Source organism: Pseudomonas sp. SWRI51 (assembly GCF_014268825.1).
GTDB lineage: Bacteria > Pseudomonadota > Gammaproteobacteria > Pseudomonadales > Pseudomonadaceae > Aquipseudomonas > Aquipseudomonas farsensis.
The window spans coordinates 1-18125 of the sequence record NZ_JABWRG010000097.1; the positions used below are offsets into that span (position 1 = coordinate 1).

The window sequence follows — 18125 nt, forward strand, 5'->3', positions numbered from 1 at the left end:
GGGCTGCTTCGCAGCCCTTCGCGACACAAGGCCGCTCCTACGCAGACCGGGTCAGGGCATCAGGCGCTGCGCAGAATGCTCAGGCGGCCGATCAGCGGCAACCTGGCGAACAGGTTGAACAGCGGCGCCGTGCAGCGCACCAAGGCCCGTGTGGCGTTGGCGGCGAGCGGGGTGTGGCAGCTCCAGCCCAGCGCCAGTACCGCCATCAGCAGCCCGCCGATGTAGTCGTCCTGGCCCCAGTGGGCACCGGCCACCAGCCGTGGCAGCATGAACAACACGGCCAGCGTCCAGATCACCACATGCTGCATCAGGCGGCGGCTGAACAGGCTCATGAACAGCGCCCAGATCAGCAGCACAGAGGCGTGGTCACCCGGGAAACTCTGGCTTGAGCGGTCCTTGAGTTCCCACTTGGCTTCCAGGTTCGGGTAGTAGTCGCTCAGGTGGACGGCGTTGTCGACCACCATCGATGGGCTGTTGTGTTGCCAGCCCATTGCGCTGACCCACTTGGAAAACAGCGCACGAATCACCACTAAGAGCAGCAGCGTTACCAGAAAGCCGAAAAATGCCTGGCGCACCTGCACGGCCTTGAACACCCAGTTGCCGCGAATCAGCAGCCCAAGCATGATCAGGCCAACCACGATATCGAACGGCCGCAGGCTGCCTACAGCCCAGATCGAGCGCCATACGACGTTATCGGCCAGCGGCGCGTTGAGGCTGCGGAACAGCCATTCGTCGAATGCCAGGCAAAGGGCCTGGCCAGCAGGCCACAACCAGAAACACAGTAATGCGATGGGCAGCAGTGTGCAGACTGCGAGTGGGCCCCAGGACCACCTGGCTTTAAACAGTGGTCGATTGTCCATAAGATACCTCGATCTCCAGAGAATATGAGCGCCGCCTGCGCGCTCTACAGCAGGCCATTTATTTGCCTGTAATTATTTTGACATCATTTGCAGATACCCGGACAACCATGAGCGACTTGCCAGATACCGATTTCACCCAACGATTCATCTTCGACGACCGCGATGTGCGCGGCGAGTGGGTGTCGCTGGACCAAAGCTACGCCGAAGTGCTGGCCCGTCACCCGTACCCGAAGCCGGTCGCCGCCTTGCTGGGCGAACTGATGGCGGCCACCGCCTTGTTGGTCGGCGCGCTCAAGTTCGATGGCCTGCTGATCCTTCAGGCGCGCTCCCAGGGGCCGATCCCGCTGCTGATGGTCGAGTGCTCCGGGGACCGCGAAATCCGCGGCGTGGCGCGCTATGAAGCGGAGCAGATCGCGGACAGCGCCTCGCTGGAACAACTGATGCCCGACGGCCACCTCACGCTGACCATCGACCCGGTCAAGGGCCAGCGTTACCAAGGCACTGTCGACCTGGATGGCGCCAACCTGTCCGAGTGCTTCACCAACTACTTCGTGCAGTCGCAGCAGTTGAACACGCGTTTTTGGCTGGACACCTCCACCGGCAAGGCCCGTGGCCTGCTGCTGCAGCAACTGCCGCGTGATCGCCAACCCGACGACGAAGAGCGCGAAGAGAGCTGGCAGCATGTGGTGGCCCTGGCCCACACCCTCAAGCTCGACGAGTGGGCGCTGGACAACGAAATCCTGCTGCACCGCCTGTACCACGAAGACGCGGTGCGGCTGTTCGATATCGAGCCGCTGCGCTTTCATTGCAGCTGCTCGCGCGAACGATCCGGCAATGCGCTGGTCAGTCTTGGCGAGGCGGATGCCAAGGCGTTGGTGGTTGAGTGCGGCGGCAAGATCGAGATCGATTGCCAGTTCTGCAACGAGCGCTATTTGTTCGATGCCGGTGATGTAGCGCAACTCTTTGCGGGTGGCGGTACGGACTCGGCATCAGAAACTCGTCACTGAAACGTTAAAGCTCAGGAGAATCTCCTGTCGAATTGCGCAAAATCGCAGTTCTGACAGGAGGGGCCTACTTTTTTTGGGCGTTTCTGGCATAATCCGGCCACTTTTTTCGCTGTAGTAGTTTTTCCTAAGCAACTACAAAACGTTCGGAGCACTCGGCCTCGGGCCGGATGGGGTATCTCATGACGCAAGCCAAAAACACCGTGTACACCGACCTCAGTGTCGATGAGCTGGTAAAAGAAGCGCTGCAACGCGGTGAAGGCGTGCTAGCCGATACTGGCGCACTGGTAGTCGAAACCGGTCACCGTACTGGCCGTTCGCCGGCTGACCGTTTCATCGTCGAAGAACCTTCCACCCAGGATGCCATCGCCTGGGGCCCGATCAACCGCAAGTTCCCGGCCGACAAGTTCGACGCCCTGTGGGACCGCGTGGAGGCGTTCAACAACGCCCAGGATCACTTCGTTTCCTACGTTCACGTAGGGGCCGCCGCCGAGCACTACCTGCCGGTGAAGATGACCACCCAGACCGCCTGGCAGAACCTGTTCGGCCGTTGCCTGTTCATCAACCCGGCGCAATACAACCCGGCCGACCGCGGCGAATGGCAGGTGCTCAACGTTGCCAACTTCGAATGCGTGCCTGAGCGTGACGGCACCAACTCCGACGGCTGCGTGATCATCAACTTCGCCCAGAAGAAGGTGCTGATCGCTGGCATGCGTTACGCCGGTGAAATGAAGAAAGCCATGTTCTCGGTGCAGAACTTCCTGCTGCCGGCCGCCGACGTGCTGCCAATGCACTGCGCCGCCAACATTGGCGAAGCGGGCGACGTCACGCTGTTCTTCGGCCTGTCCGGCACCGGCAAGACCACCCTGTCGGCCGACGAAAGCCGTTACCTGATCGGTGACGACGAGCACGGCTGGGGCGAGGGCGTGGTGTTCAACATCGAAGGCGGCTGCTACGCCAAGTGCATCGACTTGTCCGAGAAGAACGAGCCGGTCATCTGGAAAGCCATCAAGCACGGCGCTGTACTGGAAAACGTCGTTCTCGACGCCAACAAGCATGCCGACTACGCCGATGTCAGCCTGACCCAGAACAGCCGCGCGGCCTACCCGCTGGAACACGTTGCCAAGCGCTCCGAAGCCAACCTGGGCGGCGAGCCGAACGCAGTCATCTTCCTGACCTGCGACCTGACCGGCGTACTGCCGCCAGTGTCGATCCTGAACAACGAGCAGGCGGCCTACCACTTCCTGTCCGGCTACACCGCGCTGGTCGGTTCGACCGAAATGGGTTCGGGCGGCGGCATCAAGTCGACCTTCTCCACCTGCTTCGGCGCGCCGTTCTTCCCGCGCCCGGCTGGCGAGTACGCCGAGTTGCTGATCAAGCGTATCAATGGCTTTGGCTCGAAGGTCTACCTGGTCAACACCGGCTGGACCGGCGGTGGCTACGGCGTTGGCAAGCGCTTCAGCATCCCGACCACCCGTGGCGTGATCGCTGCCATCCAGAGCGGTGCTCTGGTCGGTGCCGAAACCGAACACCTGGGCATCATCAACCTGGACGTGCCGAAAGCCGTTCCAGGCGTCGATACCGCGCTGCTCAACCCACGCAACACCTGGGCTGACCAAGCTGCCTACGACGAAGCTGCCAAGGCGCTGGCCAAGCTGTTCACCGAGAACTTCAAGAAGTTCGACGTCTCCGACGCCATCAAGGCCGCCGGCCCACAGCTGTAAGCAACAACCGCAAAAGCCGCCCCTTGGGGTAATGCCAGGCAGTTAAGCCCATCGGGGCCGCTTTGCGGCCCATCGCGGGGCAAGCCCGCTCCCACAAAAGCAGCGTTCATGCATTCTGTGGGAGCGGGCTTGCTCGGACTGCCGAACCACCGCGATGGGCTTAACTGACTGGCATTACCCCTTGGGGCGGTTTTGCATGTTAGCCCCCGTCTTTCTGTAAAGCGCCCCCGAGGTGCAGGATTTCTGTTTCAATTCCAGCACTGACTGCGAAACAGAGACTGCCCCATGACCGAATCCCCCCAGCGTTCCGCCTTCTCGCACTTCCACCCCGTACTCACCCGCCCGCACGACAACGACCACAACGGCCATCTGGCCGGCTCCACGGTGCATGCGCTGTTCGAAACCGCCATTCAGGCGTTTCTGGTGGAGCAGGCCGAGCTGGACCTGCGCGAGGGTGAAGTGGTGGCGGTGGTGGTCAGCTCGGCGGCGGATTTCTTTGCCCTGCCAGGCTTCCCTGACGTGCTCGAAGTGGGGCTTGGGGTGACGCGGCTGGTGGGTAGCACCGTGGAGTTTCGCCTGGCGTTGTTCCGCCCTGGCGATGACGACGCCTGCGCGGCAGGCACGCTGGTGCAGGTGTTCGTCGACCGCGCCAGCGGGCGGCCCATGGCGCTGCCCGACAACCTGCGGCTGATCCTTGCCGGGCTCGCGCTCAATCGTTGAGGCGGATGATGCCCTCGCGCACGGCAAACAGCACCAGGCCCGGTACATCGCGGATTTGCAGGCGGTGCATGATCTGCGAGCGGTGGGCCTCGACGGTCTTGATGCTCAGGCCCAGGCCCTCGGCGATGGAACGGGTGGTTTCGCCACGGGCGATCAGCCGCAATATCTCGAGTTGGCGCACGGTCAGTTGGGTGGCGGGGTTGTTCGCAGCGTTTTGACGGGTGTGCTTGACCGCCTGGCCGATGACCAGCGGCAATACGGTCGAGCACAGGTACTGGCCGCCTGCCTGCAGCGATTGCAGGGCCAGCTCCAGCTCCAGCACTGTCGCGCTTTTCAGCAGAAACCCCTGCGCGCCCTGGCGCAGGCACTTCATCACGAACTCAAGTTCCGAGCGTGAAGAAAGCATCAACACCGCGCTTTCCGGGGCGCGCTCCGACAGCTCGCGCAAGGTCTGTTCGCCCTTGGAGGCGAGCGCTACGTCGAGCAGGATGATGTCTGGCCTGAACTGCTCGGCCAGCGCGACCGTCCCCAGGCAATCACCGGACTCACCGACCACGGCATATTCTTGTTTTTTTTCCAGCAGCGCTCGCAGGCCCGCGCGGAACAGCGGCGAGTCGTCAGCAAGGAGTACACGGCAACGCATAGGCTGTAACCTGTCTTGCAAAATAGAAGGAGCGTTGTTGGCTTTGTTCTGGGTGTTGCAATGCGGGCAGCCGTCAGCGGGCCGCTTGCATGCGTGGTGCCCGGGTGGCCTTGGCAACAGTCGGTTGAATGTTCGGTATGGCGCCGCTTCTGTCATTCATGGCCTGCAGCGTCGGCGAACTGGCAGATCAGAGCAGGCAACCGTTGCAGCGGTTCGACATGTTGTGCAGCCCCCATCCTGATAGCTTCCTTGGGCATGCCGAAAACCACGCAAGTGGCCTCGTCCTGGGCAACGGTGCTGGCGCCTTGTTCGCGCATGGCGAGCAGCCCGCGAGCGCCGTCATCGCCCATGCCGGTCATGATGATGCCCAGCGCCTGGCTACCGGCATGCCGCGCCGCCGAGCGAAACAGGACGTCTACTGAAGGCTTGTGGCGGTTGACCGCAGGGCCGTCGAGTACTTCGACCAGAAAGTGCGAACCGCTGCGCTTGAGCTGCATGTGCAGGCCGCCGGGAGCAAGCAGGGCCAACCCACTGTGCACGCGGTCCAGGTGTTTGGCTTCGCGTACTTCGATCTGGCAAAGGCCGTTGAGCCTGCGCGCAAAATCGGCAGTGAATTTTTCTGGCATGTGCTGGACGATGACGATGCCGGGGCAATTGTCCGGCAGGCGCTTGAGTATGAATTCCAGTGCCAGTGTGCCACCCGTCGAGCAGCCAAGTGTAACGATTCGTTCGGGTGTTTTGAGGCCGTACGTCGCGCCGCTTGCGGTTTTTTTTTCTTCCACCGGCTTGCTGGCCGGCGCGCGCGGGGCGGCGCGTCGCGCGGCGTTCTCGACACTGCTGACCAGCTCGCTTTCGATGTCTTCCAGCGCCTTGCGCAGGCCCAGCCTTGCCTTGGTGAAAATACCGGCGGCGCCGGCCTTGAGGGCTTGCTCGACCAGCGCGGTGCCCGGCTCGGCCAGGCTTGAGCAGATGATGGTCGGGGTGGCGCGCTCGGCCATGATCTGGCGCAGGAACGTCAGCCCGTCCATGCGCGGCATCTCAAGGTCGAGAATCAGCACATCGGGCCAGTCCTTGCGCAGCTTGTCGATGGCGTAGAGCGGGTCGGCGGCCATGCCGATAACGCGAATGTGCGCGTGTTTTTCCAGAAGTTGCGTCAGTACCTGGCGCACCAGTGCCGAGTCATCGACGATGAAAACGCGGATCGGCTCCTTGCCTCGTGTGTTCATACCCGCTCGAATACCGAAGGCTGCGCCAGGCGCAGCGGCAGATCGAAACCGTGGATGCTTTCGGCGTGGCCGATAAACAGCATGCCGCCGACGCGCAGTTGCCCGACCATGCGCCGGACGATTTCCTGCTTTTGCGCAGCATCGAAGTAGATCAGCAGGTTACGCAGGAAAATCACGTCAAATGTCCCCAAGTCTTCCGGTAATGGCCGGATCACATTGACCTCACGAAAACGCACCCGTGCGCGCAGGTTGGCCTGGATACGCAGGCGCCCTTGCATTTCGCCGACGCCGCACTGGGCGTAGCGGCGCAGCCAGCCTTCGGGGAAGTAGCGGCTCTGCTCCATGCTGTAGATGCCGCTTTCTGCCACTGCCAGCATGCTCTGGCTGAGGTCGCTGGCCGTCACCGACCAATCGCCGCTCAGGTGCTCGGCGGCAACCATGGCCAGGCTGTAGGGCTCCTCCCCCGACGAGCAGGCCGCGCTCCACATGCGTACCGGCCCGCGCTGCTGCGCGAGCCATTGGCCGAGAAACTCGAAGTGCGGGTGCTCGCGGAAGAAGTAGGTTTCGTTGGTGGTCAGCAGGTCGATCACCAGGCGCCGTTCGCGCTGGTGGGCGGGGTCGGCAATCATCGCCAGGTACTGGTCGTAGTTGCTCAACTGGAAATGCCGCAACCGGCGCATAAGCCGGCCAGCCACCAAGGTGCGCTTGTTGCTGGCCAGGTGAATGCCCGAGGCGTCCTGCATCAGGCGCTGCAACTGCTGAAACTGCGTTTCGCCAAGCTTGGGCAAGTTGAGCATGGGTCAGTCCGCCGCCCGGACTTGGGCCAGGTCGAGCAGGTCCTGGGTCGACAACACTTGCAGCAGGTTGAGAATGATCAGAAACCCCTGTTCCTGCTGCGCCATGCCGGCAATGAAGTCGGCGCGGATCCTGGCACCGAACGGCGGCGGCGGCAGCACCTGGCGGGTGTCGATGTCATGCACCGCGTCCACCGCATCGACCACCAGGCCCAGGCGCTGGCTGGCATCCTCCAGGGTCAGCTCGGTGATCACGATGCAGGTGCGCTTGTCGGGTTCGGTGCGGCTCAGGCCAAAGCGGGCGGCGAGGTCCAGCACGGGCACCACGTTGCCGCGCAGGTTGATCACGCCGTGGATGTAGTCCGGCATCATCGGCACCCGCGTGACCTCGTCGTACTCGATGATTTCACGCACCAGGTCGATGGGCAGCGCGTAGCCGGCCTGGCGCACCCGAAAACTCAGGTGTTGGATGCATTGTGCTTCGGCCAGGCTGCCGAATGAGGCTTGCATAGCGGTCATGGGGCGCCCCGGTCAGGAGAAGTTGACGAACTGGCTGTCGTCCAGGCTGGCCTTGCGCATGGCTTGCAGCGGCTCGCTGGTCAGCGTCTCCACAGGCCGATGAACGCGGGTCATGCCATCTTGCTGGAAGCGGAAGAACGCGATCAGCTCCTGCAACTGGCCGGCCTGGGCGTTCATCTCTTCGGCGGTGGCCGCCAGCTCCTCGGAGGCCGAGGCGTTCTGCTGGGTGATCTGGTTCATCTGGCCCATGGCGATGTTGACCTGGCCGGCGGCACTGCTTTGCTCTTGCGAGGCGGCGGTGATTTCCTGCACCAGGTCCGAGGTGCGCTGGATGTTCGGGACGATTTCGCCCAGCAGCACGCCGGCTTTTTCGGCCAGTTGCACGCTGCTCGACGCCACCTGGCCGATTTCCTGGGCGGCCACCTGGCTGCGTTCTGCCAGCTTGCGCACCTCGGCGGCCACCACGGCGAAGCCTTTGCCGTGCTCGCCGGCGCGGGCGGCTTCGATGGCGGCGTTGAGCGCCAGCAGGTTGGTCTGGTAGGCAATGTCGTCGATGATGCCGATCTTGTCGGCGATCTGCTTCATGGCCAGCACCGTGTCACCCACCGCCGTGCCGCCCTGGCCGGCATCATCGGCGGCCTTGGCTGCGATGTTGTCGGTGAGCTTGGCGCTTTCGGTGTTCTGCGCGATGGATGCCGACATCTGCTCGATCGAGGCGCTGGTCTGCTCGACGCTGGCGGCCTGCTCGCTGGCCGCCTGGCTGAGCGACTGGGACGTCGAGCTGACTTCGGCAGACGCCGAGGACAATGCATCGGCAGCACTGCGCACATCACCGAGGATGCTGCGCAGGCGTACTGCCATGTTCTGCATAGAGCCCAGCAGTTGCCCGGTTTCGTCGCGGCGATTGACCACCAGGTCGTGGCTCAGGTCGCCAGCGGCCATGCGGTCGGCAGCTTGTACAGCGCCGGCCAGCGGGCGGGTGATGCTGCGGGTGACCAGCACGCCAATCAGCAGGCCGGCCAGGGTGGCGGCGATCACCAGGATGATCATCTGTGTGCGCGAACTGTCGGCAATGGCGGTGATGTCGCTGTTGGCTTCACCCGCACGGGCCTGTTTATGCTGGCTGGCAAGGCCCAGCAACTGGTCGACTTCGTCGCCAGCGGCGACTGCGCGCGGCAGCATGTCGAGGGTCGGGCTGGTGGCTTGCAGCTCGCCGGACTGGCGGTGCGTGGCGAGCAGCAGGGTGGCGGCGTTGACGTAGTCGTTCAGCAGCGTGGCGACCTTGTCGAGGTCGCCCTTGCCCGCAGCGGTGATGTGGTAGTCCTTGGCCTTGAGCACCAGCTCGCGGGTGTTGTCCAGGGCTTTGCGGGCATCGCCGGCGGCTTGGTCGCGCTGCTCGATGCTGGTTGCCAGCAAGCTCTGGCGCATCGAACGCCCGGCGCTGATGAGCTGGATATTGGCCTCTTGCAGAGTACTCAAACCTTGGATGTCCATGTCGTACATCCGGTCGGAGAGCTGGTCGACGCGGTCGAGGTTACGAATGCCGATAAGGCCGATGATAGCGGTGAGCGCCACTACCACGATGAAACCGAGGGTCAGGCGTACCCCGATCTTCATATTGCTGATCCATTGCATGTCTGTTCTCCGGAAAGGTTGGGTATCGCCGCAGAAGGACGATGCTTGGTGTCATTGCGCTGTTGCAGGTCGCGGAACAGGCTGGCGATATCCAGGATCAGCGCCACCTGGCCTGAGCCGAGGATGGTCGAGCCACTGATGCCGTTGAGGTGGCGGAACAACTGCCCGAGCGGCTTGATCACTGTTTGCAGCTCGCCGAGCAGGCGGTCGACGATCAGCCCGACCTGTTGGCGGCCTTGGCTGACCACCACGATGTTGCGCCGGCTGGTGGTGGGCACGCCCAGGGCAAAGTGCGTGGTCAGGTCGATGCACGGCAGCGGTTTGCCGCGCAGGTTGAGCGGGCCGTTGATGGTGGCTGGGGCCTCCATGCACTCGGTGACCATGTCCAGTGGGATGACGAAGCGGTCATCGCCGGCACCGACCAGAAACCCGTCGATGATGGCCAGGGTCAGCGGCAGGCGGATGCGGAAAATACAGCCTTTGCCGGGCTCTGATTCGATCTCGATGGTGCCGCGCAGCTCGTCGATGGCGCTGCGCACCACGTCCATGCCAACGCCGCGCCCGGACAGGTTGGAGACCTGCTCGGCGGTGGAGAACCCGGCTTCGAAGATGAGCATGTGGATATCACTGTCAGGCAGCAGGCTGTCGGCATCGAGCATGCCGCGGGCGATAGCCTTCTCGCGGATTCTGGCGGTGTTCAGGCCGCGCCCGTCGTCCTGGATTTCCAGCACGATCATGCCCGAGTCATGCCCGGCACTGAGGCTCAGGTTGCCTTGCGCCGGCTTGCCGACAGCAAGGCGCTCCTCGGCACTTTCGATGCCGTGGTCGATGGCGTTGCGCACCAGGTGGATCAGCGGGTCGGCAATGCGGTCGGTGAGCGTCTTGTCCAGCTCGGTGTCACCGCCGTGCAGGTGCAACTGGATCTGCTTGTTCAGCGTCAGGCTGACGTCGCGCACCACGCGGTGGAAGCGGTTGAAGGTTTCGCCGATCTCGACCATGCGCAGCTTCAGCGCGCGCTCGCGGATCTGCTCGACATGCTGATGCACGGCCTGGACCCGCTCGATGCATTCGCTGTCGCCGGTCTGCATGGCCTGCATATGCGCACCCGCCGTGCTGATGACCAGCTCACCGACCAGGTTGATCAGCTCGTCGAGCTTGTGCGCCGCCACCTTCACCAGGCTGCTGGCGGTGTGTACCACGCGGGGCTCGTCGCTTGCCGGGGTGGGCGCCAACGTTTGCGTCGCCGGGCGCAGGCTGGCCGTTGCGGGGGTGTCATCCGGCGCTGTCTGGCAGGTGAGGGTCAGCTGGTAGAAACCATCGGCGAGGCTGAACACCTCTTCGAGGGTCTCGCGGCTGGCCTCGGTGCTCAGGGTGATGTCGAAGCCCAGGTAGCATTGCTCGGGGTCCATCTGCTCAAGGGCCGGCAGGGCGTCGGTCAGGGTATCCACGGCCAGAATGTCGCCCAGGCGGGCCAGGTAGCGGATGAACGCGCAGGGGTCGAAACCGTTGCGCAGCAACTCTGCGTCCAGGCGCAGGGCCAGTTGCCACACCGCTGGGCCTTGCGCGGCGTGTGGCGCGCTGCTGGTGAAGGCTTCGAGGGCGGCCAGCAGCTCGGCCTGGCGCGGGGTATGCGGCGCCAGGGTTGCGGTGTGCGGGTCTATGCTGCGCACCATGACGTTGAGTTCGTCCATGCACTGCAGCATCAGCGAGGTCAGCGCGTCATCCAGCGCGCACTCCCCGTCGCGCACCTGCATCAGGCGGTTTTCCAGGTGATGGGCCAGGGCGACCAGGGGCTCCAGCGAGAAGATCCCGGCCGAGCCCTTGAGCGTGTGCACCGAGCGGAACAAGGCGTTGATGGCCTCGCTGTCAGTGGGGCTGCGCTCCAGTACCAGCAGGCAGTCTTCGGCTTCGCGCAGCAGGTCGTTGGCTTCTTCTAGAAAACCTTGGAGTAACTGCTGCCACTGTTCTGCGTCGAGCATGGGGTCATCCTGCACAGACGGATTGGAGGTCAAGCAACAGCCCGGTCGGGCGTAGCAGCTCGATCAGTGCGGCGGCCTCGCTGGACACAGCCAGCACTTGCAGTGGCGTGTTGGCGCCGCCCAACTGCTTGCCCAGGGCCAGCAGCAGTTGCAGCCCGGCGCTGTCGAGCTCGCCCAGCGCGCTGAGGTCGAGCGCCCAGGGGCCGGGGTTTTCAGCCAGCAACTCGAGCAGCGCGGCGTGGGTGTCGCGCGCCTCGAAAATGGTCAGGTCGCCCGCCAGGCACAGGCATGCAGGCGTGTCTGCTGCGCTGGGCCGTAGCGTCAGGCTGGCCATCAGCCCACCAGCTTTTCTACGGCAGCCAGCAACTGCTGAGGCTGGAATGGTTTGACCATCCACGCCTTGGCACCGGCTGCCTGGCCCTCGGCCTTCTTGCTTTGCTCGCTTTCGGTGGTGAGCATCATGATCGGCGTGAAGCGGTACTCGGCGCGGGCCTTGAGGGCCTTGACCAGGCCGATGCCATCGAGCTTGGGCATGTTCACGTCGCTGATGATCAGGTTGACCTTCTGCCCGGTCAGCTTGGCCAGCGCATCCTGCCCGTCGCAGGCTTCGATGATGGTATGGCCGGCGCTGGCGAGGCTGATGCGCACCAGTTGGCGCATGGAGGCCGAGTCGTCGACGATCAGAATGGTTTTGGCCATTGGGGGAGTACCTGAGGGGTTAGAAGAAGGTGAGTTCGCCAGCATCGGCCGGTTCGCGCTGGCCGCTGCGCTCTTCGCGGGTGGTGAAGCGCTCGCGCTGGCCACGCAGCCAGGCGTCGATGTCGCCCAAGGCCGGGTCATCGGTGGCGATGGCGGTCAGCAGCTCGGCAAGGTCGATGGCGATATGGTCAAGCATCTGGTCGACCCGGTCCTGGAACTGCAGGTTGACCAGAATCGCCTGGATATGGTGCTGGGTGGTGCGGGCGTCCTGCTGCAGCTCGCGGGAGGTCTGGTCGAGGGCCTTGAGGTTGCCGCCAAGGCCGTCGATCACCTCATCGAGCAATTGCTGCATGCGCGCCAGGTCGGTCTGGTCGTGGATCGTGAGGGCCTGGGCGGTTTCGATGCTGGACTGGATGGCATGGTTGATCTCGCCAACCTTGGCATCCATCGACTGCCCGGTGGTGGCCGACAGTTGCGAGAGTTTGCGCACCTCGTCGGCGACTACCGAAAAGCCGCGGCCGTACTCGCCGGCACGGGCTGCTTCGATGGCGGCGTTGAGCGCCAGCAGGTTGGTCTGGTTGGCGATTTCCTGGACGTGCCGGGCCATCTGTTGCAACTGGCCGGTGTAGCTGTCCAGGTGGCTGATGCTTTCCAGCACCGCGCTCTGGCGCTGGCCACGGCTGGCGAAGGCTTCGGTGACCTGATGCAGTTGTTCGGTGCAGTGGCGCAGCCCTTGGCCGACGCCGTCTTGTTCCAGGGTGCGTTCGGCGGCATCGAGCGACACACCCACGCGCTGGTGAATGGCGGCAAAGCGCTCGAGCAAACCGCCGATGTTCTCGGCAACCAGCAAGCGGCTTTGCTGCAGGCCGTCGGCCCAGGCGGTGGCGGCGTGCGGCAGCAGCAGCGACAGGTCGCGATCACGCGGTTGGGTAGCTTCCGGCAGGGCTTCGGCCAGGGCCTGTGCAGGGCTGGCAATAGGGCGGGGGCGTAGGAGCAGGGTAGCGAGTGCGATGGCGCTGAGCGCAAGCAGGCCCAACCAGACGATACCGGTGAACAATGCCGTGGCGCATACCGCTATGCCGGTCCATATGACGAGATACATCCGCATTCCGCTGCGCGCCTTTTCCAGGTTACGAGCGCAAATGGTACAGGCCGAGTTTTGACGTCAAAATCGGGACAGCCCTTAATCCGACCATGGAGTCATGGCCGAGCGGTAGTCGCGGGTATCGCCATTTTTTTGATTGACCAGTCAGCTAAAACCGGGCGGGGCGCCGTTTACAGCCGAGTGTGGGCCGACGCGTTTTGTCGCAGGGTAGGAGGCGGGAATGCTTAAGGGTTAGGAGTATGGCGTAAGCCAATGGCGTGGTGGCAATTTGCCTAAGCCATTAAGGGGGGTGGCCTGCGGCGGGCGCCGCAGGCCAGGGGTATTTTAGTGACGACCGTGGCGCTTGTGCTTGCGGTGGCCGTAGTGGTGGCCGCGGTCGTAGTGACGGCGGTCATCATAGCCGCGACGGTAGCGGCGATCATCGCGGCGCTCGTCTTCGTCGGCCTTGTTGCCCATGTAGTTACCCAGTGCGCCGCCGGCGCCGCCGCCTGCTGCTGCACCGATGTAGCTGCCGTTGGTGCCGCCCAGCGAGCGACCGACCACGTTACCGCCGGCTGCGCCCAAGGCGCCACCGATGGCTGCCTCACCGCGCTGGCGTTTGTCGGCACCCACCGCACTACCGGCCGCGCCGCCCAGCCCTGCGCCAATAGCGCCGCCGGTGCTGCCGCCGATCTGCTGACCGACCACCGAGCCCAGTACCCCACCTAGCGCGCCGCCAATGCCGGCTTCGGTGGTGCCGCCTGCCATGGCAACGCCGCTGAGCAAGCTGAAAGACAACAACAGAATCGAGGAGTACTTCTTCATCGAGAGAGCCTCAGAGGGATGACGAAGCGGAATTTGAGGCTGGGCCGTGCTGCTGGCAATCGAAATCCGACGAGTAGCACGAGTTGTACACAATTCTGTAAGTTGTTGAATTGTGTATGAAACTTTCGCCGTTTTTGGCTGTCCGAGGTATTTGTGACGAAGCCCTGATCCATTGCGGACAGGGCTTTTTTGTGGGCGTCAGCCAGGTGTGTGTAGGAGCGGCCTTGTGCCGCGAAAGGCCCCAGGATTTGCGTGTCATGCAAAATCGCTGGGGCCGCTTCGCAGCCCTTTCGCGACGCAAGGCCGCTCCTACAGGAAGGGCCGCGCCGGCTGGCGGTGGGGATTAGATGATGCGCCCGTCATCCCGCGCCCGCTCAAGCTTGATGGCAATGAACTTGGAGGTCGGCGTGTGGCTGCCCTCGCCAATGCTCTCCAGCGGTACCAGCGGGTTCACCTCAGGGTAATAAGCCGCCGCCTGCCCGGCAGGAATGTCGAACGCCAGCAGCGTGAAGCCGTGCACCCGGCGCACGTGCTCGTCGCCCCACAGCGACACGATGTCGACCTTCTGCCCCGGCTGGAAGCCCAGGCGGATGATGTCGGCTTCGTTGGCGAACAGCACGTCACGCTGGCCGCGCACGCCGCGATAACGGTCGTCCATGCCATAAATGGTGGTGTTGTACTGATCGTGCGAGCGCATCGATTGCATGATCAGGTCGGGCAACTGGCCGCTGGCACGCACGCGCTCATCGAGCAGGCTGTCGGGCAGCAGGTTGGCCTTGAAGTTGGCGCGCCCGCTTGCAGTCTGCCACTGTCGGCTGCCGGCGCTGTTGCCAAGGTAGAAACCCCCCGGCAGTTCCAGGCGCTGATTGAAGTCGGCGAAGCCCGGAATGGTGTCGGCGATCAGGTCGCGAATACGCCCGTAGTCGGCCACCAGCCATTGCCAGTCCACCGGCTGCTTGCCCAGCGTGGCGGCGGCGATACCTGCAACCACCGCAGGCTCAGAACGCATCTGGCGCGACAGCGGCTTGAGCTGGCCGTTGGAGGCGTGGACCATGCTGAACGAATCTTCCACGGTGACCGCCTGTGGGCCGTCATCCTGCAGGTCGATATCGGTGCGGCCCAGGCACGGCAGGATCAGCGCCTGCTTGCCATGCACCAGGTGGCTGCGGTTGAGTTTGGTGCTGATGTGCACGGTCAGGTCGCAGTTGCGCAGCGCCTGGGCGGTGCGCTCGGTGTCCGGGGTCGCCTGGGCGAAGTTGCCGCCCAGCCCGATGAACACCTTGGCGCGGCCTTCGAGCATGGCGTGGATCGCCTCGACGGTGTTGTGGCCGTTGTGCCGAGGCACGTCGAAACCAAAACGCTTTTGCAGGGCATCGAGCAGCGCGACCGGTGGGCGTTCATTGATGCCCATGGTGCGGTCGCCCTGCACGTTGCTGTGGCCGCGTACCGGGCACAGGCCCGCGCCCGGCGCACCGAGGTTGCCGCGCAGCAGCATCAGGTTGACGATTTCCTGGATGGTCGGCACCGAGTGGCGATGCTGGGTGATGCCCATGGCCCAGCACATGATCACGCGCTTGCCTTTGCAGTACATGCGCGCCGACAGTTCGATGTCGGCCAGGGTCAGGCCCGACTGCGCTTCGATTTGAGCCCATGGCGTTGCGTCGACTACCGCCAGGTACTCGTCCACACCATGGCCATGCTCGGCAATGAATGCGTGGTCAAACACCGCCGGCTGGCCAGCGGCCTGGGCTTCGCGCTCCCATTGCAGCAGGAACTTGGCCATGCCGCGCAGCAACGCCATGTCGCCGCCCAGGGCCGGGCGCAAGAACGCCGTGTTGGTCGGGCGGTCGCTGTTGGTCAGCATCTCCAGCGGGTTCTGCGGGTGCTGGAAGCGCTCCAGGCCGCGCTCTTTGAGCGGGTTGACGCAAATCACCTGGGCGCCGCGCTTCACGGCATCACGCAGCGGGTCGAGCATGCGCGGGTGGTTGGTGCCGGGGTTCTGGCCCCAGACAAAAATGGTATCGGCGTGCTCGAAGTCGTCATAGGTGACGGTGCCCTTGCCGACGCCAACGCTCTGCCCAAGGGCGACGCCACTGGCCTCGTGGCACATGTTCGAGCAGTCCGGGAAGTTATTGGTGCCGTAGGCGCGCACGAACAACTGGTACAGGTACGCCGCTTCGTTGCTGGCGCGCCCGGAGGTGTAGAACTCGGCCTGATCCGGGCTCGACAGCCCGTTCAGGTGGCGCGCAATCAGCGCAAAGGCAGCGTCCCAGTCGATCGGCTGGTAACGGTCGCTGAGCGGGTCGTAGACCATCGGCTCGGTCAGGCGGCCCTGGTATTCGAGCCAGTAGTCGCTTTGCTGCAGCAGCGCAGTGACGCTGTAACGCGCAAAGAATGCGGCATCGACGCGGCGCTTGGTTGCCTCCCAGTTCACCGCCTTGGCGCCGTTCTCGCAGAACTTGACCATGCCGCTTTCCGGCGAGTCGCCCCAGGCGCAGCCCGGGCAGTCGAAACCGCCGTTCTGGTTGGTCTTGAGCAGCGCGCGGATGTTCTTCAGCGCGTTGTCGCTGCCGACCCACGCCTTGGCCACGCTGCGCAGCGCGCCCCAGCCGCCAGCGGGGCCAGGGTAGGGCTTGTAGCGCGGGGTGGAGGCGGGGGCGTTATCGGGGAGCTTTTCGTAAGAGGTCACGGCTGTTGCTACTCCGCCGCGGGGCTGAAAACCCGCGGTGCACTGTGTTTAGGCAAATGAATAAGGTTGAGGTTGTGCTTGCGTGCCCATTGCAGGGCAAGGCCGGTGGGCGCCGAAAGGCTGACCAGGGTCTGGATGCCGGCGCGCAGCACTTTCTGGATCAGCTCCAGGCTGCAGCGGCTGGTGACGATAGCCAGGCCACCTTGGGTGTCGATGCGTTGGCGCAGCAGGGCGCCGATCAGCTTGTCCAGTGCGTTGTGCCGGCCAATGTCTTCACGGCCCATCAGCAGTTGGCCGTCGCTGTCCATGAACAGTGCTGCATGCACGGCGCCGCAGTGCTGGCCAAGGGGCTGGAAGGCGTCGATGCGCCGCCGCAGGTCATTCAGCCAGTGGGGCGGTGGCAGCGGTGCGCCGGGCAGCACTTGCAGTTCGGGCAGGGCTTGCTCCAGCGCCTCGACGCCGCACAGCCCGCAGCCGCTGGTGCCGGCTAACTGACGGCGCTGGTTTTTCAGGCCCCAGAAGGCGCGGCTGGAAATTTCCACGTCGGCGTACAGCGCCGAGCCGCTGCCGGACAGCTTCACATCGTAGATTTCGTGGGTGCTGGTGACGATGCCGCTGCCCACACTGAAGCCCACCGCGAAGTCTTCGAGGTCGGTGGGGCTGACCAGCATCACCGCCTGGTTGAGGCCGTTGTAGACAATGGCCAGGGCCACTTCTTCGGCCAGCGGCGTGCGCTCGGGCGCCTCGTCAGTGAGCTGTGCGTATTGGTAGGTGTTGCTGGCAGCGGGCAAGGCCAGGTTTGACGGTGCCGCGCAGACCGGAGGCTTGCTGTTCATCGGGGTATACCGGCGGCTGTTCAACGTCACAAGCCTAGGCTTGTAGAACGGCGGCGTCTAATCGCTAGGTTCTATGCCGTGATAGACCGCGTCGATTGGTCGCAGAGCGGCGGTTTGGCCAAAGCTGGCCTAGACTTTTGCTTCCCATGGAATCCATACCCGAGGAGCGCCACATGAGCCTGTTCAGTTTCGTGAAGGAAGCCGGCGAAAAATTGATCGACCTGCTGACCCCTGGCAACGCCAACGCCGAGGAGCAGTTGAAGCAACACGTCGAGAAAGTCGGCCTGGGCAACCCGAATATCTCGGCCACGGTCGAGGGTGACAAGGTCATTCTCAAGGGCGAGGTCGCCAGCCAGGAAGAAAAAGAAAAGATCATTCTGGCCGCCGGCAACATCGCCGGAGTGGCTTCAGTGGAAGACCAGATCACTGTTACCGGCCCGGTCGCCCAGGCGGCGCGCTTCGTGACGGTGAAGAAAGGCGACACCCTGAGCGGCATTGCCAAGGCCGAGTATGGGGATGCCAACAAGTACAACAAGATCTTCGAGGCCAACAAGCCGATGCTTTCGCACCCGGACAAGATCTATCCGGGGCAGGTGTTGCGTATTCCGGAGTGATCGCCAAACCCTGTGGCGCCACATCGATGCCGTTTTACACGGTGTAGGAGCGGCCTTGTGCCGCGAAAGGGCTGCGAAGCGGCCCCAGGATCCGAGCACCATGCAGAATCGCTGGGGCTGCTTCGCAGCCCTTTAGCGGCACAAGGCCGCTCCTACACTGACCGCGTAGACGGCATCGATATGGGGATGGGCGAGCTCTGTGGGAGATCACCCAGCCCTTCCGGGCTGCGCTGTCGCGCAGAGAACTGGGCACCGTGGGAGCGGGCTTGCCCCG

17 protein-coding genes are annotated in these 18125 nt (G+C 63.9%); 4 read left to right on the plus strand and 13 right to left on the minus strand.

The genetic code is table 11. The features are described 5' to 3' along the window. Positions 1 to 59: 59 nt before the first annotated feature. Entirely contained in the window at positions 60 to 860 is an 801-nt protein-coding gene (locus tag HU720_RS20420) for a phosphatase PAP2 family protein (protein WP_186522296.1), read from the minus strand. Positions 861 to 967: 107 nt separating this feature from the next. On the opposite strand from HU720_RS20420, the gene hslO reads away from it, so the two are divergent. The 3 genes from hslO to HU720_RS20435 all read left to right on the plus strand — a co-directional run bounded on the left by hslO (position 968) and on the right by HU720_RS20435 (position 4308). Next, positions 968 to 1867: an Hsp33 family molecular chaperone HslO gene (gene hslO, locus HU720_RS20425; RefSeq protein WP_186522298.1), complete on the plus strand. Its 900-nt coding sequence runs from the start codon at positions 968 to 970 to the stop codon at positions 1865 to 1867. Positions 1868 to 2046: 179 nt separating this feature from the next. Beyond that, on the plus strand, positions 2047 to 3588 hold the full coding sequence (locus HU720_RS20430; RefSeq protein ID WP_186522300.1) for a phosphoenolpyruvate carboxykinase: 1542 nt from the start codon (positions 2047 to 2049) through the stop codon (positions 3586 to 3588). A 285-nt stretch (positions 3589 to 3873) separates the two neighbouring features. Continuing rightward, positions 3874 to 4308, plus strand: a complete 435-nt coding sequence (locus HU720_RS20435) for a thioesterase family protein (RefSeq protein ID WP_186522302.1) — start codon at positions 3874 to 3876, stop codon at positions 4306 to 4308. On the opposite strand, the gene HU720_RS20440 is transcribed toward HU720_RS20435, so the two are convergent. The 12 genes from HU720_RS20440 to fdhD all read right to left on the minus strand — a co-directional run bounded on the left by HU720_RS20440 (position 4298) and on the right by fdhD (position 17237). After that, positions 4298 to 4951 (minus strand): response regulator transcription factor, encoded by a 654-nt coding sequence (locus tag HU720_RS20440; protein WP_186522304.1) that lies wholly within the window; start codon positions 4949 to 4951, stop codon positions 4298 to 4300. The genes HU720_RS20435 and HU720_RS20440 overlap by 11 nt on opposite strands. Positions 4952 to 5103: 152 nt before the next feature. Next, positions 5104 to 6177, minus strand: coding sequence for a chemotaxis response regulator protein-glutamate methylesterase (locus HU720_RS20445; RefSeq protein ID WP_186522306.1), 1074 nt, complete (start codon positions 6175 to 6177; stop codon positions 5104 to 5106). Then, positions 6174 to 6974, minus strand: coding sequence for a protein-glutamate O-methyltransferase CheR (locus HU720_RS20450; RefSeq protein WP_186522308.1), 801 nt, complete (start codon positions 6972 to 6974; stop codon positions 6174 to 6176). The genes HU720_RS20445 and HU720_RS20450 overlap by 4 nt, the downstream gene beginning before the upstream one ends. A 3-nt stretch (positions 6975 to 6977) precedes the next feature. After that, entirely contained in the window at positions 6978 to 7490 is a 513-nt protein-coding gene (locus HU720_RS20455; protein WP_225917224.1) for a chemotaxis protein CheW, read from the minus strand. Between the two features lie 12 nt (positions 7491 to 7502). Beyond that, complete coding sequence (locus tag HU720_RS20460; RefSeq protein WP_186522310.1) at positions 7503 to 9125, minus strand: methyl-accepting chemotaxis protein; 1623 nt, start codon at positions 9123 to 9125, stop codon at positions 7503 to 7505. Further along, positions 9104 to 11104, minus strand: a complete 2001-nt coding sequence (locus HU720_RS20465) for a chemotaxis protein CheA (RefSeq protein WP_186522312.1) — start codon at positions 11102 to 11104, stop codon at positions 9104 to 9106. The genes HU720_RS20460 and HU720_RS20465 overlap by 22 nt, the downstream gene beginning before the upstream one ends. Positions 11105 to 11108: 4 nt before the next feature. Beyond that, a complete protein-coding gene (locus HU720_RS20470) occupies positions 11109 to 11438 on the minus strand; it encodes an STAS domain-containing protein (protein WP_186522314.1) in 330 nt (109 codons plus the stop codon). Then, complete coding sequence (locus HU720_RS20475) at positions 11438 to 11803, minus strand: response regulator (protein ID WP_186522316.1); 366 nt, start codon at positions 11801 to 11803, stop codon at positions 11438 to 11440. The genes HU720_RS20470 and HU720_RS20475 overlap by 1 nt, the downstream gene beginning before the upstream one ends. 19 nt (positions 11804 to 11822) lie before the next feature. Next, positions 11823 to 12905 carry a methyl-accepting chemotaxis protein gene (locus tag HU720_RS20480; protein ID WP_238337750.1) on the minus strand — a complete coding sequence of 361 codons (1083 nt, stop codon included), beginning with the start codon at positions 12903 to 12905 and terminating at the stop codon, positions 11823 to 11825. A 327-nt stretch (positions 12906 to 13232) separates the two neighbouring features. Further along, positions 13233 to 13712, minus strand: a complete 480-nt coding sequence (locus tag HU720_RS20485) for a YMGG-like glycine zipper-containing protein (RefSeq protein WP_186522319.1) — start codon at positions 13710 to 13712, stop codon at positions 13233 to 13235. Positions 13713 to 14055: 343 nt separating this feature from the next. Beyond that, the gene (locus HU720_RS20490) at positions 14056 to 16401 is read right to left on the minus strand and encodes an FdhF/YdeP family oxidoreductase (protein WP_186522329.1); all 2346 of its coding nucleotides are present in this window, start codon (positions 16399 to 16401) and stop codon (positions 14056 to 14058) included. A gap of 8 nt (positions 16402 to 16409) precedes the next feature. After that, the gene (fdhD, locus tag HU720_RS20495) at positions 16410 to 17237 is read right to left on the minus strand and encodes a formate dehydrogenase accessory sulfurtransferase FdhD (RefSeq protein WP_186522331.1); all 828 of its coding nucleotides are present in this window, start codon (positions 17235 to 17237) and stop codon (positions 16410 to 16412) included. A gap of 173 nt (positions 17238 to 17410) precedes the next feature. On the opposite strand from fdhD, the gene lysM reads away from it, so the two are divergent. Beyond that, on the plus strand, positions 17411 to 17851 hold the full coding sequence (gene lysM, locus HU720_RS20500) for a peptidoglycan-binding protein LysM (RefSeq protein ID WP_186522333.1): 441 nt from the start codon (positions 17411 to 17413) through the stop codon (positions 17849 to 17851). The last annotated feature ends 274 nt before the right edge of the window (positions 17852 to 18125 follow it).

Bases quoted from the DNA above. Each gene is read 5' to 3' on its own strand.
- HU720_RS20475 (WP_186522316.1), bottom strand. From the start codon at position 11,803: ATGGCCAAAACCATTCTGATCGTCGACGACTCGGCCTCCATGCGCCAA.
- HU720_RS20445 (WP_186522306.1), bottom strand. From the start codon at position 6,177: ATGAACACACGAGGCAAGGAGCCGATCCGCGTTTTCATCGTCGATGAC.
- HU720_RS20485 (WP_186522319.1), bottom strand. From the start codon at position 13,712: ATGAAGAAGTACTCCTCGATTCTGTTGTTGTCTTTCAGCTTGCTCAGC.
- lysM (WP_186522333.1), top strand. From the start codon at position 17,411: ATGAGCCTGTTCAGTTTCGTGAAGGAAGCCGGCGAAAAATTGATCGAC.
- fdhD (WP_186522331.1), bottom strand. From the start codon at position 17,237: ATGAACAGCAAGCCTCCGGTCTGCGCGGCACCGTCAAACCTGGCCTTG.
- HU720_RS20440 (WP_186522304.1), bottom strand. From the start codon at position 4,951: ATGCGTTGCCGTGTACTCCTTGCTGACGACTCGCCGCTGTTCCGCGCG.
- HU720_RS20470 (WP_186522314.1), bottom strand. From the start codon at position 11,438: ATGGCCAGCCTGACGCTACGGCCCAGCGCAGCAGACACGCCTGCATGC.
- HU720_RS20465 (WP_186522312.1), bottom strand. From the start codon at position 11,104: ATGCTCGACGCAGAACAGTGGCAGCAGTTACTCCAAGGTTTTCTAGAA.
- HU720_RS20450 (WP_186522308.1), bottom strand. From the start codon at position 6,974: ATGCTCAACTTGCCCAAGCTTGGCGAAACGCAGTTTCAGCAGTTGCAG.
- HU720_RS20460 (WP_186522310.1), bottom strand. From the start codon at position 9,125: ATGCAATGGATCAGCAATATGAAGATCGGGGTACGCCTGACCCTCGGT.
- HU720_RS20420 (WP_186522296.1), bottom strand. From the start codon at position 860: ATGGACAATCGACCACTGTTTAAAGCCAGGTGGTCCTGGGGCCCACTC.
- hslO (WP_186522298.1), top strand. From the start codon at position 968: ATGAGCGACTTGCCAGATACCGATTTCACCCAACGATTCATCTTCGAC.
- HU720_RS20430 (WP_186522300.1), top strand. From the start codon at position 2,047: ATGACGCAAGCCAAAAACACCGTGTACACCGACCTCAGTGTCGATGAG.
- HU720_RS20455 (WP_225917224.1), bottom strand. From the start codon at position 7,490: ATGACCGCTATGCAAGCCTCATTCGGCAGCCTGGCCGAAGCACAATGC.
- HU720_RS20480 (WP_238337750.1), bottom strand. From the start codon at position 12,905: ATGTATCTCGTCATATGGACCGGCATAGCGGTATGCGCCACGGCATTG.
- HU720_RS20435 (WP_186522302.1), top strand. From the start codon at position 3,874: ATGACCGAATCCCCCCAGCGTTCCGCCTTCTCGCACTTCCACCCCGTA.